Annotated in this window: 15 protein-coding genes; 9 read left to right on the top strand and 6 right to left on the bottom strand. The window is 68.4% G+C overall.

Annotated features, from left to right (window positions below; all coding sequences use genetic code 11):
- Positions 1-110 precede the first annotated feature (110 nt).
- Positions 111-677, bottom strand: coding sequence for a helix-turn-helix domain-containing protein (locus tag FXO23_RS38530; RefSeq protein ID WP_158891672.1), 567 nt, complete (start codon positions 675-677; stop codon positions 111-113).
- A 110-nt stretch (positions 678-787) separates the two neighbouring features.
- On the opposite strand from FXO23_RS38530, the gene FXO23_RS38535 reads away from it, so the two are divergent.
- Entirely contained in the window at positions 788-1,621 is an 834-nt protein-coding gene (locus tag FXO23_RS38535; RefSeq protein ID WP_158891674.1) for a class I SAM-dependent methyltransferase, read from the top strand.
- A gap of 5 nt (positions 1,622-1,626) precedes the next feature.
- Here FXO23_RS38535 and FXO23_RS38540 read toward each other — a convergent pair whose 3' ends face one another.
- Positions 1,627-3,003 carry an aminotransferase class III-fold pyridoxal phosphate-dependent enzyme gene (locus FXO23_RS38540; protein WP_158891676.1) on the bottom strand — a complete coding sequence of 459 codons (1,377 nt, stop codon included), beginning with the start codon at positions 3,001-3,003 and terminating at the stop codon, positions 1,627-1,629.
- Positions 3,004-3,454: 451 nt separating this feature from the next.
- Here FXO23_RS38540 and FXO23_RS38545 point away from each other — a divergent pair, with 451 nt between their 5' ends.
- Both FXO23_RS38545 and FXO23_RS38550 read left to right on the top strand, forming a co-directional pair.
- A complete protein-coding gene (locus FXO23_RS38545) occupies positions 3,455-3,811 on the top strand; it encodes a YciI family protein (RefSeq protein ID WP_158891678.1) in 357 nt (118 codons plus the stop codon).
- Positions 3,811-5,028, top strand: coding sequence for an RNA polymerase sigma factor (locus FXO23_RS38550; RefSeq protein WP_158891680.1), 1,218 nt, complete (start codon positions 3,811-3,813; stop codon positions 5,026-5,028). Before FXO23_RS38545 ends, FXO23_RS38550 begins: the two co-directional genes overlap by 1 nt.
- Before the next feature lie 6 nt (positions 5,029-5,034).
- Here the strand turns inward: FXO23_RS38550 and FXO23_RS38555 are convergent, their stop codons facing one another.
- Positions 5,035-5,502: a winged helix-turn-helix transcriptional regulator gene (locus FXO23_RS38555; RefSeq protein WP_158891681.1), complete on the bottom strand. Its 468-nt coding sequence runs from the start codon at positions 5,500-5,502 to the stop codon at positions 5,035-5,037.
- 96 nt (positions 5,503-5,598) lie between these two features.
- On the opposite strand from FXO23_RS38555, the gene FXO23_RS38560 reads away from it, so the two are divergent.
- On the top strand, positions 5,599-6,474 hold the full coding sequence (locus tag FXO23_RS38560) for an enoyl-CoA hydratase/isomerase family protein (RefSeq protein ID WP_158891683.1): 876 nt from the start codon (positions 5,599-5,601) through the stop codon (positions 6,472-6,474).
- Between the two features lie 9 nt (positions 6,475-6,483).
- Here FXO23_RS38560 and FXO23_RS38565 read toward each other — a convergent pair whose 3' ends face one another.
- Positions 6,484-6,672, bottom strand: coding sequence for a hypothetical protein (locus FXO23_RS38565; RefSeq protein WP_158891685.1), 189 nt, complete (start codon positions 6,670-6,672; stop codon positions 6,484-6,486).
- 69 nt (positions 6,673-6,741) lie between these two features.
- Here FXO23_RS38565 and FXO23_RS38570 point away from each other — a divergent pair, with 69 nt between their 5' ends.
- The gene (locus tag FXO23_RS38570) at positions 6,742-7,506 is read left to right on the top strand and encodes an SGNH/GDSL hydrolase family protein (protein WP_179956990.1); all 765 of its coding nucleotides are present in this window, start codon (positions 6,742-6,744) and stop codon (positions 7,504-7,506) included.
- A gap of 1 nt (position 7,507) precedes the next feature.
- Here the strand turns inward: FXO23_RS38570 and FXO23_RS38575 are convergent, their stop codons facing one another.
- Positions 7,508-8,074, bottom strand: coding sequence for a TetR/AcrR family transcriptional regulator (locus FXO23_RS38575; RefSeq protein ID WP_158891687.1), 567 nt, complete (start codon positions 8,072-8,074; stop codon positions 7,508-7,510).
- Positions 8,075-8,422: 348 nt separating this feature from the next.
- Here FXO23_RS38575 and FXO23_RS38580 point away from each other — a divergent pair, with 348 nt between their 5' ends.
- The 3 genes from FXO23_RS38580 (at position 8,423) to FXO23_RS38590 (ending at position 11,542) form a co-directional block, all read left to right on the top strand.
- Positions 8,423-8,941: a DUF6879 family protein gene (locus tag FXO23_RS38580; protein WP_158891689.1), complete on the top strand. Its 519-nt coding sequence runs from the start codon at positions 8,423-8,425 to the stop codon at positions 8,939-8,941.
- A 25-nt stretch (positions 8,942-8,966) separates the two neighbouring features.
- Complete coding sequence (locus tag FXO23_RS38585) at positions 8,967-9,800, top strand: helix-turn-helix domain-containing protein (RefSeq protein WP_246258276.1); 834 nt, start codon at positions 8,967-8,969, stop codon at positions 9,798-9,800.
- Between the two features lie 386 nt (positions 9,801-10,186).
- Entirely contained in the window at positions 10,187-11,542 is a 1,356-nt protein-coding gene (locus tag FXO23_RS38590) for an MFS transporter (RefSeq protein WP_158891693.1), read from the top strand.
- Here the strand turns inward: FXO23_RS38590 and FXO23_RS38595 are convergent.
- Positions 11,524-12,246 (bottom strand): GbsR/MarR family transcriptional regulator, encoded by a 723-nt coding sequence (locus tag FXO23_RS38595; protein WP_158891695.1) that lies wholly within the window; start codon positions 12,244-12,246, stop codon positions 11,524-11,526. The genes FXO23_RS38590 and FXO23_RS38595 overlap by 19 nt on opposite strands.
- Positions 12,247-12,467: 221 nt before the next feature.
- Between FXO23_RS38595 and FXO23_RS38600 the strand changes: the two genes are divergently transcribed.
- Complete coding sequence (locus FXO23_RS38600; protein WP_158891697.1) at positions 12,468-13,670, top strand: cytochrome P450; 1,203 nt, start codon at positions 12,468-12,470, stop codon at positions 13,668-13,670.
- Positions 13,671-13,672: the final 2 nt, after the last annotated feature.

Raw genomic sequence — 13,672 nt, forward strand, 5'->3', positions numbered from 1 at the left:
AACCCGCTACGCCGCAGACTGACACGCCATATTTGCCTTACGAATCAATAGAACCGGCCGGAACACTCACGACCGGCTCCAGACACCGCCAGGATTTGGGACTTACTCGGCTAGTGGCCTCGGGGTTTCGCGCGGACGTGCATGCGTTCACCCTGCGGTCCGAACAGGCTCAGGATCTCCACCGGCGCCTCACCGGTGCTGCCGAACCAGTGCGGCAGCCGGGTGTCGAACTCGGCGACCTCCCCCGCCTTGAGCACCACGTCGTGCTCGGCGAGCACCAGGCGCAGCTTCCCGCTGAGCACGTACATCCATTCGTAGCCCTCGTGCGTGCGTGGGTCGGGTTCGCTGCGGCTGGGGCCCATGATCATCTTGAACGCCTGCAGCCCGCCGGGCTGCTGGGTCAGCGGCACGATCGTGTTGTCCCCGCGCCTGACCGGCTTCAACCGCACCCGCGGGTCGCCGACCGGCGGCGCGCCGACCAGTTCGTCCAGCGGCACCTGATGCGCGTGGGCGATCGGCAGCAGCAGTTCCAGGCTGGGTTTCCGCTGGCCGGACTCCAGCCGGGACAGCGTGCTGACCGAGATCCCGGTGGCCTCCGACAACGCCGTGAGCGTGCATTTGCGATGCTGCCGGATGTGCTTGAGCCTCGGCCCTACGGCGGCGAGTACTTCGTCCATCCCGCCATTTTGCAGAAACAGCAACAAGGTTTGTCAAGTCGCTCCGCTCTGCCGCATGGTGGTACCAGGAGCCCTCACCTGGGGAACACCACGAACAGGAAGCCGGTGCGATGAACCACCACGACTGGGCCGCGATGGCCGAACACTTGGAGCTCGAGGCCGAGACGAACAGCCCGTATGTGCGGCAAGCCCTCGCCGAACTGGAGCACCTGACCCCGCGGCGCATCCTGGACATCGGCAGCGGCCCGGGAGTCGCGGCCTGCCTGATGGCGGCCGCGTTCGACCAGGCCGAGGTCACCGCGGTGGACGGCGCGCCGGAACTGCTGGCCCACGCCGAGCAACGAGCCGAACGGCTCGGGGTCAAGCTGCGGACCCAGGTCGCCGAGTTCCCGGACGGGCTCGCCGGGCTCACCCCGGCGGATCTGGTGTGGTCCGGGCAGGTCGTGCACCACGTCGGTGACCAGCAGGACGCGCTGAACCAGCTGGCCGGGCTGCTCGAGCCCGGCGGCGTGCTGGCCATCGTCGAGGGCGGGCTCCCGCCCCGCTGGCTGCCGCGTGACCTGGGCTTCGGACGCCCCGGGCTGCACGCCCGGCTGGACGTGGCGATGGCGGACGGCTTCAACCAGATGCGGGCCGAACTGCCCGGATCGGTGTCGGTGGTCGAGGACTGGCCCGGCATGCTGCGTGCCGCCGGGCTCGCCGAAGTCCGGAGCAAGACCTTCCTGGTGGACCATCCCGCGCCCCTGGCCGACGGGCCGCGGCGCACGGTCCGGCGCTGGCTGGAGCGGTTTCGCAACGGGGCCGAGGAACGCCTGGACGCCGAGGACGTGGCGACCCTGGACCGGCTGCTCGATCCGGCCGACCCGGCGGGAGTCGACCGGCGCGCGGACCTGTTCGTGCTGACCGCGAAGACCGTCCACTTCGGACGCCGAGCCGAGCGCTGATCGGGTCAGGCGAGGCAGTCGATGAGGTGGGCGTAGGCGTTGACCACCTTCGCCACGTCGGCGGCGGTGTGGGCGCAGGAGACCATGTCCCGCCCCTGCCGGGAAAGCACTCCGGCGTTGGCGACCGGGATCATGTAATCGGCCAGGACGTCCCGGCGCGCGCTGGCCTCGGCGACTGCCTCGCCGTCCTCGAGCGGGATCGCGTGCCCGGCGGTCAGCTCGATGCGCAGGATGGCGCCGAAGTGGTAGGCGAAGAAATCCACCCCGGTGTCGGCGAAGAGCTGGTTGAGCCGCGTGGTCAGCTCCGCGGCGACCGCGGTCGCCGCGGCGAGGGCGTTGGTGCGGGTCAGTTCGGTCAGCGTGTGGTAGCACGCGGCGGCCGAAAGCACGTTCCCGGCGAAGGCGCCGTCCAGGAACGCGAACGGCCCTCCGCCGAGCGCCTCGGTCGCGCCGGTGCCGACGATCTCCTTGCGACCGGCGACCGCCCCGCACGAGGGGTAGCCGTTCATCAGCCCCTTGCCCAGGGTGAACAGGTCCGGGGTGACCCCGAGCGCGGTCTGCGCGCCGCCCAGTCCCGCCCCGGTTCCGGTCACCACCTCGTCGAACACGTACAGGGTGCCGTGCGTTGCGGCGAGTTCCCGCGCTTGCTCGTGGAAGCCGTCGGGGAACGGCACCAGGCCGGTGCCGCTGCCGTACGGCTCGGCGATCACTGCGGCGACCTCGTCCCCGGCCAGCGCCCGCTCGAGCTCGTCGAAGCGGTGCGGGTGCACCTCGGCGTCGACCATGAACTGGTCGCCCCAGCCGTGGTTGTGCCCGCGGAACTTCACGATCCGCTCGCGCCCGGTGAAGGCGCGGGCCAGCCGCGCGGCCGCCAGCGTCGCCTCCGTGCCGGAACTGGTGAACCGCACCGCCTCCGCGGCCGGGAAGATCGCGCGGATCTGTTCGGCGGCGAGTAGTTCGTACTCGTCGAGGTGCCCGTGGGATCCGGTCCGGGTGCGCAGGAGGTTCACCACCTCCTCGGTGAGTCCGGGGTGGTTGTGCCCGAGGACGAGCGCGCCACCGGCCAGGATGTTGTCGACGTAGGTGTTGCCGTCGACGTCCACCACGTTGCTCCCGTTGCCGTGGTCCAGGAAGAGCGGATACGGCGACGCGAGCGGCGCGACGTGCTCGCTCCCCAGCGCCAGGATGCCCTGGCCGCGCCGGAAGAGCCGGGCCGAACCTGGCGTGCGATTGGTGAACACCCGGCGCTCGGCGGCCAGCCGGTCGGCGCGCAGTGGCCGGAACGGGCGGGCGGCGACCGCGGCGGCGCGGGCGAGGATCTCGGTGCCGGGCATGCTGCCGACCATCCGGGACTGCGCGGTCAGGTCGGTGAACAGATCCATCGACGGTCCCCTCCCCGGACAATCGCATGGGCGAGCGATTCGCCGGGCCCGAACACGACTGTCCGAAATGGACACCGGGAGCCGGTCGGCGGGAGTTCTGGCGGCGCTGGTTCCTGGTCCGGCATGTGCTCACACACCCCCTCGGGACACTGTGCACGACTATGTCACACGCATCCGCCGAAAAGCGTAAGGCGGTGTTTCCAACCATGTCAACGCGCTGGGAATTCAGGCCTAGGTTGTGTTGATTTCCCTATATTTCGGAGGCCATTTAACTAATCCATTCGAGGCGGTTGCCTAATCCGTTGGAGTGGCGAGGAGCCGCCGTGCGCGGTGTTCCGGCTAGCCGGTCCGGCCCGGAAGAATCTCCGCGAACACATCGTGCCGGACTGTCGATCCGGCCGGGAGCTGTTCGTATAGGGGGTGAGAACCCGGCAACCCGGAGGAGGACCCGATGACCCGATACCTGCTCAGCATCTACCAACCCGACGGTGGCACTCCCCCGCCCGAGGTCCTGGAACCGATCGTCCGGAACCTGGACGAGTTCAACGCCGAACTCCGGGCCGCCGGGGCGTGGGTCTTCTCCGCGGGCCTGCACCCGGCGAGCACGGCCACCGTGCTGCGGCCCAAGGACGGCGAGGTGCTCATGACCGACGGCCCGTACCTCGAGGGCAAGGAGCACATCGGCGGGTTCACGATCATCGAGGCGCCGGATCTCGACTCCGCGCTCGGCTGGGGGCGCAAGCTCGCCGAGGCGATCGGACTGCTGCCGATCGAGGTCAGGCCCATGCAGGAAGGCGAGTCCTGCTAGTGACCGGGGTTTCCGCGGCCGAGATAGCGCACGTGTTCCGCGCGGAATACGGCCGCGCCATCGCAGTCCTGGTCCGCGTCTTCGGCGACATCGACATCGCCGAAGACGCGGTCCAGGACGCGTTCACCACGGCGGTGCGACGGTGGCCGTCCGAAGGTCTGCCGCCGAGCCCGGCGGGCTGGATCATCACCACCGCCCGCAACCGCGCGGTCGACCGCCTCCGCCGCGAGGCGTCCCGCGAGGACCGGCACGCCCAGGCCGCCGTGCTGCACACCCGTGACGAACCTGCCGAGGAGGGTGCCGTGCGCGACGACCGGCTCCGCCTGATCTTCACCTGCTGCCACCCCGCGCTCGCCCCCGCCGCCCGGGTGGCGCTGACGCTCCGGCTGCTGGGCGGGCTCACCACCGCCGAGATCGCGCGCGCCTTCCTGGTGGCCGAGCCGACCATGGCCCAGCGGCTGGTCCGCGCCAAGGGGAAGATCCGCGACGCCCGGATCCCGTACCGCGTCCCGGACGAGGCCGATCTGCCGGATCGCCTGCGCAGCGTGCTGGCCGTGGTGTACCTGATCTTCAACGAGGGCTACGCCGCCAGTTCGGGTGACCGGCTGGTGCGCGAAGAACTCTGCGCGGAGGCCATCCGGCTGGGCCGACTCCTGGTCGAACTGATGCCGGACGAACCCGAGGCGCTGGGCCTGCTCGCGCTCATGCTGCTCATCGATTCGCGGCGCGACGCCCGCACCACGCCCGACGGCGGTCTCGTGCTGCTGGCCGACCAGGATCGTGGCCGCTGGGACCGCGAACTCGTCGCCGAGGGTCAGGTCCTCGTCCGGCGCTGCCTCCGGCGCGATCGGCCCGGGCCCTACCAGATCCAGGCGGCGATCAACGCCGTGCACAGCGACGCGCCGTCCGCGGCCGAGACGGACTGGCGGCAGATCGTCCAGCTGTACGACCAGCTCCTGGCGTGCGCGCCGACCCCGGTGGTGGCGCTCAACCGTGCCGTCGCGGTGGCCGAGGTCGACGGACCGGAACCGGTGCTCGCCCTGGTGGACGCCCTCGACCTCGACGGCTACTACCTGTTCCACGCCATCCGCGCCGATCTGCTCCGGCGCCTGGGCCGCACCGCCGAGGCGGCCCGGGCATACGACGCGGCACTCGCCCGGACCGAGAACACCGCCGAACGCGAACTGCTCCGCCGCGGCCGCGAATCGCTCACCTGATCCCGGTCAGGCAGTCCCGCGCGGAAGCCGCGCCTCGACGTCACGGGCGTCGAGTTCCGCGCGGCACACGGCGCAGACGACGACCGCGTGCGTGTCGTGGTCGCAGGGCATGTGGTGCAGGCGGACCGGCTCGCCGAGATCGGGCATGTGCCGGTCCGCCCAATGCAGGAGCGCGGCGATCGGGCCGTAGAGGTCCCGCCCGGCGGGGGTGAGGACGTATTCGTACCAGTCGGGCTCGGTCCGGTACCGGCGGCGCTCGAGCAGGCCGAGCGCGATGAGTTCCTTGAGGCGGGTCGCCAGGACCTTCCGCGCGATCCCGAGGTTGCGCGTCATTTCGCCGAACCGGCGCACCCCGTAGAAGCACTCCCGGATGATCAGCAGCGACCAGCGGTCGCCGACCGCTTGGACCGCTTTCTCGATGCCGTCCGGATGACGTTTGGCGTGCGGGACGGCGTGCTGGTTACCGGTGGGCAACTAGTTTCTCCCTCCTTTCTGGTCTCCTTGCGTAACTAGTCTCTCCAAGATACTACTTGGCCATCGAGATGGTGCCTTTCGCGGAGGAGGATTGCCTTGCCGACCACCACCCGGACAGAAAACGGCTTCCGGTTCCTGCGGTTCGAGGAGGACGGGCCGGTCGCGCGGATCACGCTCGACCGGCCCGAGGCGCGCAATGCGCTGTCGATGGCGCTCAGCGACGAGCTGTTCGAGGCGATCACCCTGGTTCAGCGGTCGACCACGATCAAGGTCCTGGTGCTCACCGGCGCCGGTGGGACGTTCTGCGCCGGGGACGACCTGGTGGAGTTCGCCGGATTGCTGGACTCCGAATCGGCCGATCTCAACCAGGCGATCCGCCGCGTGCGGGTGTACCAGGCGATGGCCAACACCCTGGAGGAACTGGACAAGGTGACGATCGCCGCGGTCGACGGGTACGCGGTCGGCGGTGGCCTGGAGATCACGATGGCGTGCGATTTCGTCGTGGCCACCGAGCGTGCGCGCTGGGGTATGCCGGAGGTCGACGTGGGCATCACTCCGGGCTGGGGCGGCACCACGCGGATGTCGCGGCTGATCGGGCGGCGGTTGACCAAGGAGGTGAACCTCCTCGGCGCGCTGCATCCGGCGTCGCGGGCCTGGGAACTCGGGCTGTGGAACCGCGTGGTCGCCGACGACCGGCTCGAAGCGGAGGTGGCCGAGCTCGTCGAGGTGCTGCTGTCGAAGAACCAGCAGATGGTGCGGCAGTTGAAGTTCATCATCAACCGCGGCGTGGAGGCCGATCTCCACACCGCGCAGGGTTTCGAGGTGCTGTCGGTGGGCGTGACGACCGCGGTCAACGGCGTCTGGCGAGTCCCGGACGCGGATCAGGGCGACGGGCTGCGGGACTTCGCCGCGAAGGGTGCGCTCTGGCAGCGGCGCCGGGGCCTGGCCCGCGATTTCTGGGCGGATTCCTGAGCATGCGCGTCAGCCGTCCTGAGGTTCCAGCACGGACCGGGTCGCCCCGGCGATCCGGCCGTTGAGCTGCAGCAGCCAACTCCCGCACACGCATCGGCGGTAACTCACCCGGCCGCTCGACACGGGGTGCACGGAACGGGTCGAGGAGGGCAGTTCCGCGAGCGGCCAACCGCAGCGGGGACACAGGTCGTCGGGCATGGGGTCAGCCTGCGGTAAGGGCTTTGTGCATTTCAACCCTTACCTCACCGACCACATAGAGTGGTCGACATGAGCAAGCGCTTAGTGACCCTGGGGGACTCCTTCACCGAAGGGGTCGGTGACGACGATCCGGCCTACCCGAACGGGGTGCGCGGCTGGGCCGACCGCACGGCCGAGCAGCTGGCCGCGCGCGAGCCGGAGTTGCGCTACGCCAACCTGGCGATCCGCGGCCGGTTGCTGCGCCAGGTGCTCGCCGAACAGCTGGAGCCCGCACTGGCGCTCGAGCCGGATCTGGTCACGTTGTACGCCGGCGGCAACGATCTGATGCGCCCGAAGGTCGACATCGACGGGCTCGCGGAAGACTACGACGATGCCGTCGCCCGCCTGGTCAAGACCGGCGCGACGGTGGTGCTGTTCACCGGTGTCGACGGTGTGGAAGATCGGCTCTTCCGCAAGATGCGGGGCCGCGCCGCGATCTACAACGAGCACGTGCGCGGCATCGCCGCCCGCCACGGCGCCCTGATCGTGGACATGTGGGCGATGCGTCAGCTGCGCGACCGGCGGCTGTGGGCGCCCGACCGGCTGCACCTCAACGCCCTCGGGCACACCGAGATCGCGATCGCCGTTCTCGAGACCCTGGGCGTCGAGCACAGCCTCTCCCCCGCCGCGCTCGGTCCCCGGCCGGTGTTCACCCCGCGGGAGCGGCGCGCGCAGAACCTCCAGTGGGGCAAGGAATACGCGCTGCCCTGGGTCAAGCGCCGCCTGCGCGGGGAATCCTCGGGCGACGCGATCAGCGCGAAGCGGCCCGCCCTGCTGCCGGTCACCCCGCGCTAGGTCAGCCCCGGCGGAGCCCGTCGAAGACGACCGCGAGCGCCTTGTCCCGAGCGGCCGGATCGGCGCCGACGTACTCGGCGGCGCGGGACGCACCCACCATGAGCGCGATCAGGTCGGTCACCCCGACGTCCCGGCGGACCGCCCCGGCGTCCTGGGCGCGGTCTAGCAGGGTGCCCAGCGCGGCGCGCACCTGCTGGCCCACCTGCGAACCCAGTGCGGGCATGTCGACCCCGGCTGCGGCGAGCGCGTCGCTGTAGGCGTTCTTGGCCGAGGCCATTTCGACCCAGGTGCCGAGGAAGGAGAAGAACGCCCCGCCCGGATCCTCGGCGGCGCCGAGTGATTCGGCTTCTTCGGCGAACCTGCGCATCCGGTCCAGCAGCACCGCCTCGAGCAATGCTTCCTTGGTCGGGAAATGCCGGAAAACCGTGCCGATACCGACCCCGGCCGCCTTGGCCACCTCCTCGGTCGGCGCCGAGGTTCCCTTGCGCGCGAACACGGTTTCGGCCGCCTCGAGCACACGAGCCCGGTTGCGCCGCGCGTCCGCCCGCAACGGCTTCGCTTCATCCACGCCGTCGATCGTAGGCCCGCCCAGTGACGCCGGGACCGCTCGGGAACGGTTCGTCTCGACGACTAGTGGCGCGACCGGGGCGACTTCATGCGAGACCGTGACTGGCTCCTCCGTTAATCGCCCGGAGTGTGATAGTCAAGTAACCATGAAACTACGCACGGTAGCTGGATGCGACAAGAAAACCTGCCCTACGGTCTACGTGACCGATCGGGGAACGGGAGTGGCGCAAGGCACCCCCGTAACCAATGCGGAAGGTTTGACGCTCGGCCCCGGGGAGATGGCCGTGGAGCTACCGTTGCCCGTACTCAAAGCTGCCTTGCGGTCGCTGGAGGCAGACGGAGGACTTGCGTGACCATCTTGGACGGGGCCACCTTCTCGGCCTACTTCGACAACTACCAGCGGTCCGCGTGGAGGTTCGAGACCCAGCCCGTCTACACCATGCCCAGCGAACAGGCGAACATCGCTCGATTCCTGGCAGGAGAACCCAAACCGCCGGAGCACAACGAGGACTGGCACGAGGAAGTGCGGGAGTACGTCGCAGCCGGTAAGACCATCGGTCGAGTCAGAACGGTCCGCCAGCCGCTCACGGACTACCAGCGCTATCAACTGGCTTGGGGAATTCCCGGGAACGTGGAGGCGGGCGAGGATATCCGAATCCTCGATTTGACCGAGGGCGATCTGGGGCTGTCGGACCAGGATTTCTGGCTGTTCGACGACTCGACAGTGGTTCACCTGAACTTCAACCAGGACGGTACGTTGGCCAATCTCGAACTAGTGGACAACACGAACGACGTACCGACATATCTCGTATGGCGGGAAACAGCACTGAAACACGCCGTGCCGTTCAGCGAATATGCTCGGACCTGATGGACGGGAGCCCGGCGAGCCGACCTTGGCCGACGCTCTGCGGAAGCTGCGCAAGGCAGCCAATCTTTCCGGCGAGAGACTGGCCGTTCGATGTTCGATGTCCCAATCGAAGATCAGTCGCATCGAACGCGGCCGTATCCTTCCGACTGTCATAGATGTCGAACGCATTCTCAAAGCGCTTGAAGTACCGCCCGAGGTGGGGCGAGAGCTCGTCGCACTGGCTCGCCGAGCGAACGTCCAGCACGTGTCCTGGCGCGCTGCCGCCGAGATGGGCCTCTGGCGGCAGCAGGCCGAACTCAAAGCTTTAGCCGAGTCCTCGACGACTGTCCGGCAGTTTCTGCCAGCCATTCCTTCCGGGCTGCTGCAGACCGAGGAGTACGCGCGCCAAGTCCTGACGCCGACCGTTCCGGGCGACGTCTCCTGGAACCGGGAGCGAGCCGTCGCGGCCCGTGTGGAGAGTCAAGTGGTGTTGCAGGACGAGTCGCGCACATTCATTTTCCTGATGCCCGAGCACGCCGTGCGATGGCAACGCGTGGACCGGGCTGTCCTAGCACGCCAATGCGTCCACATGGCTTGCATTTCAGAACTTCCGAACGTTCATATCGCCATCATTCCGCAATCAGTGAAAGTTCGCGCCTCGCCGTTGAACGTCTTCGCGATATACGACGATCGATTGGTCGCCGCGGAACTATTCTCGGGTGAAGTTGTGCTCCGTGATCCACGGGACGTGTCCTATCATCTGAGCTTGTTCGAGTATTTCCTCAGTCATGCTCTCGCCGGAGACCACGGTACCGCGTTTCTTCGCGCGCTGGCGGAAGAATTTATGCGAGAGCGTGAATTATTCGAGACGGTGACTTGAACTCGCAATCGAATAATCGCACGTTTTACGGTCCCAGTTGTGATTGGGCAAGGACGACAACAGCGCAAGTGGGCAGTTCTCGGCCGAAACACCTACCGGTTGAAATGGGGAGACCGCACATGGCTTCTCAAGGCGACGCCGAGCGGTAGGTTCCCGTGGCTGCTGTGCTCCGAACTGGACGATCAAGACTACCGCGTACAGGAGATCGGCTCGGCGGAGGTGCGGACCGCTCAGCGGCAGGCGGAGTTGTGGTTGTCGCTCCAGTACCTCCACGATCCGGCTCACGGGGGCTGCTCGGGAACGGTTTTGTCTCGACGGGTTTCCGGGGCGGGGACCGCATGAGAAGGTACACGTCCAGGTGACGGCCGTCACAGGAGGTGTAGAACGTGGTTCTCGGTGAAGAGGAAGCACATCGGGCGCTCGGTGCGCGCCAGCGGGAGGCCGAACGTGGCACGCAGGTGCGGCGCGCGGCGCTGGCCAGTGCGATCGGGACGACGATCGAGTGGTACGACTTCTTCCTCTACAACACCGCCGCGGCGCTGATCTTCCCGCAACTCTTCTTCCCCGCCTCCAGCAGTTACGCCGGGGCCATGCAGTCGTTCGCCACCTACGCCGTCGGGTTCGCGGCCCGCCCGGTCGGGGCGGCGATCTTCGGCTACTGGGGCGACCGGATCGGCCGCAAGGCCACGTTGATCATCACGCTGCTGCTGATGGGCATCGCGTCCGGCGTGGTCGGGCTGTTGCCCGGGACCGAAACGATCGGTTTCGCCGCGCCGCTGATCCTGGTCACCTTGCGCCTGGTGCAGGGCATCGCGATCGGTGGCGAATGGAGTGGTTCGGTGCTGCTCGCGATGGAATGGGGCGACCAGCGCCGCCGCGGGCTGCTCGCCAGTTTCGCGCAGATCGGCGTGCCGGTCGGCCTGGTGCTCGGCACCGGCGGGATGACCCTGCTTTCGGCCGTACTGCCCGAGCCGGCGTTCGACTCCTGGGGCTGGCGACTGCCGTTCCTGGCGAGCCTGATCCTGGTCGGCGTCGGCCTGGTGATCCGCCTGCGGATCCTGGAGACGCCGATGTTCGCCGCGGTGGTCGCGGAAAAGCGGACCTCGCGCAGCCCGGTCGTCGAGGTGGTCCGCCACCACTGGCGCGAGATCCTGCTCTCGGCGGGCCTGCGCTTCAGCGAGCAGATGCCGTTCTACCTGTTCACCAGTTACGTGCTGGTGTACGTGGTGTCCGAACGCGACCTGTCCAAGACCTTCGTGCTCAACGCGGTGCTCATCGCCGCCGCGCTCGAACTGGCGACCATCCCCTGGTTCTCCCAGCTGTCCGACCGCCTCGGGCGCAAACGGGTCTACCTCACCGGCGCGGTGCTCACCGGATTGCTCGCCTTCCCGTACTTCGCGGTGCTGGAGAACGGCGCGCCCGCGTTGATCTTCGTCGCCGTCGTGGTGTCGATGATTCCGCACGCCATGCAGTACGGGCCGCAGGCGGCGCTGATCGGCGAGAGTTTCCCGACGCATCTGCGGTACGGCGGCGCCGGGCTCGGCTACCAGCTCGCGTCGGTGTTCGCCGGTGGGCCGGCGCCGCTGCTGGCGACCTGGCTGCTGCACGCGACCGGCACGCCGTTCTCCATCTCGATCTACATCGTGCTCGCGGCGGTGGTGACCGTGCTGAGTTGCTGGTTCCTGCCCGACCGTTCCCGCGCGGACATCACCGACGACGCCACCTACCTCCGGCGTTCCTGAAAGTTCTGCCACCACAGCTCGGCCACGCCGGCCATGTCCTGCCCGACCAGCCCGAAGAACTCCGCCATCGCGTCCAACCGGGCGCCGGCGGGTGTGTCGGTGCCGAACACCGCGGCCCCCTGCCGGGCGGTGTCCGCCCAGAGATCATTCGCCCGGGCGCTCGCCAGCCACGCCCGGAACCAGACGTCGTCGTCGACGATGTAGCGTTCCCGCCGCCCACCACCGCGTTCGCGCCGGACCAGTTCGAGCCCGTCGCCCTCGAGATAGCCGATGGCCTTGGAAATCGACGCCGGGCTGACCCGCAGGCGCTGGACCAGTTCGGCGGCGGTGAGGCAGCCGCTGTCGGTGACGTACAGGCTGGCCAGGACCCGGGCCGCCATCCGGGGAAGTCCGGTTTGGAGGATCACCGCGGTGAACCGTTCTTCGAAGTCCCGCACTGCTTCGGGATCGCGCCCGACCGTGTCTTCGAGCACGGGCGGTTGTGCCGGAGACCGAACCGGCTTCCGGCGCCGGGCGCGCTGCCCGGCCGCCCGGTGTGCTTGATCCGCCCGGTAGTCCGCGGCTCCGCCGTTGCGCATCACTTCCCGCGTGATGGTCGACGTCGGACGCCCCAGTCGCCGGGCGATCTCCGCGTACCCGAGTCCCTCGGCCAGTCCCGAAGCAATGCGGCGGCGGTCCTGGTGGGTCAGCCTGCCTCCCGGCATTCGTGCTCGCCTCCCGATGGTCAACGGGTCAAGTGTGCGTTCACCGGCATCACATTGCAACGACCTTTGGGGCAAAGTTGCATTCATCGGCAAGACCATTGCAACAATTCGCGAGTTTTACCAGGCATATCAGGGAATTCTTCGATCTAGAAGTTGTCGTACACATAAACGCAACGTAGCCTTTCTTATGTCGTCAATTCCACGAAGTGGGGGAAACCGAGATGACCAATGCCCTCCCCGAGGCATCGCCGCTGCCGGTGACGCGCCCTCCGGGATGCCCCTTCGACCCGCCCGCTGAGCTGGCTCGGATTCGCGCCGAACAGCCGATCAGCCGACTGTCCTATCCGGACGGACATCAGGGCTGGCTGGTGACCAGCCGCGAACTGGCCCGTGCGGTGCTGGCCGATTCCCGGTTCAGCGCCCGGACCGAGCTCATGCACATGCCGTTCCCGGACCTGGCCATGGGCGAGGAGGCCCCTCCGGCCGCGCCGGGAGCCTTCACCGACATGGACCCGCCCGAGCACACTCGCTACCGGCCGCTGCTCACCGGCCAGTTCACCGTCCGCCGGATGCGCCAGCTCACCGAACACATCGAGCAGCTCACCGCCGAACGCCTGGACTTCATGGAACGGCAAGGCCCACCGGCCGATCTCGTGGAGGCGTTCGCGCAGCCCATTCCCGGGATGGTGATCTGCGAACTGCTGGGAGTTCCTTACGCGGACCGGGAAGAGTTCCAGCGCAACGCCATCGTGACCGTGGGCAACGAGCCCGGCGAGGATTTCGTCGCGGCCCTCACCGCGCTTCAGGAGTACATGCGCGAACTGGTGCTGGCCAAACGTGCCGAGCCCACCGACGACCTGCTCAGCGGCCTGTTGGAGAGTGATCTCACCGACGAGGAGCTCACCAACATCGGGGCCACGCTGCTCGGCGCCGGTGTCGACACCACGACCAACATGATCGCGCTGGGCACCTTCGCCCTGCTCAGCAATCCGGACCAGTTCGCCGCCCTGCGCGCGGAACCCGATCTCACCGAACGGGCGGTCGAGGAACTGCTGCGCTACCTGACCATCACCCACACCAGCGCACGGGCCGCGCTGGCGGACGTCGAACTGGGCGGCCGGCTGGTCAAGGCCGGGGACACGGTCACCATTTCGCTCCAGGCCGCCAATCGCGACCCGGAGCAGTTCGCCGATCCCGACACCCTGGACCTGCGCCGCAAGGCGACCGGACATGTGGCTTTCGGGCACGGCGTCCACCAGTGCCTGGGGCAGCAGCTGGCCCGGGTCGCGATGCGGGTCGCCTTCCGGGGACTGATCGACCGGTTCCCGACGCTGCGCCTGGCCGTCCCGCCCGAGGAGATCCCCATGCGTGCCGGGCTCATCCACGGGGTGCAGCGGCTTCCGGTCGCCTGGGACGAGGCGTAACC

This window comes from Amycolatopsis anabasis (assembly GCF_009765355.1).
GTDB classification, from domain to species: Bacteria; Actinomycetota; Actinomycetes; order Mycobacteriales; family Pseudonocardiaceae; genus Amycolatopsis; species Amycolatopsis anabasis.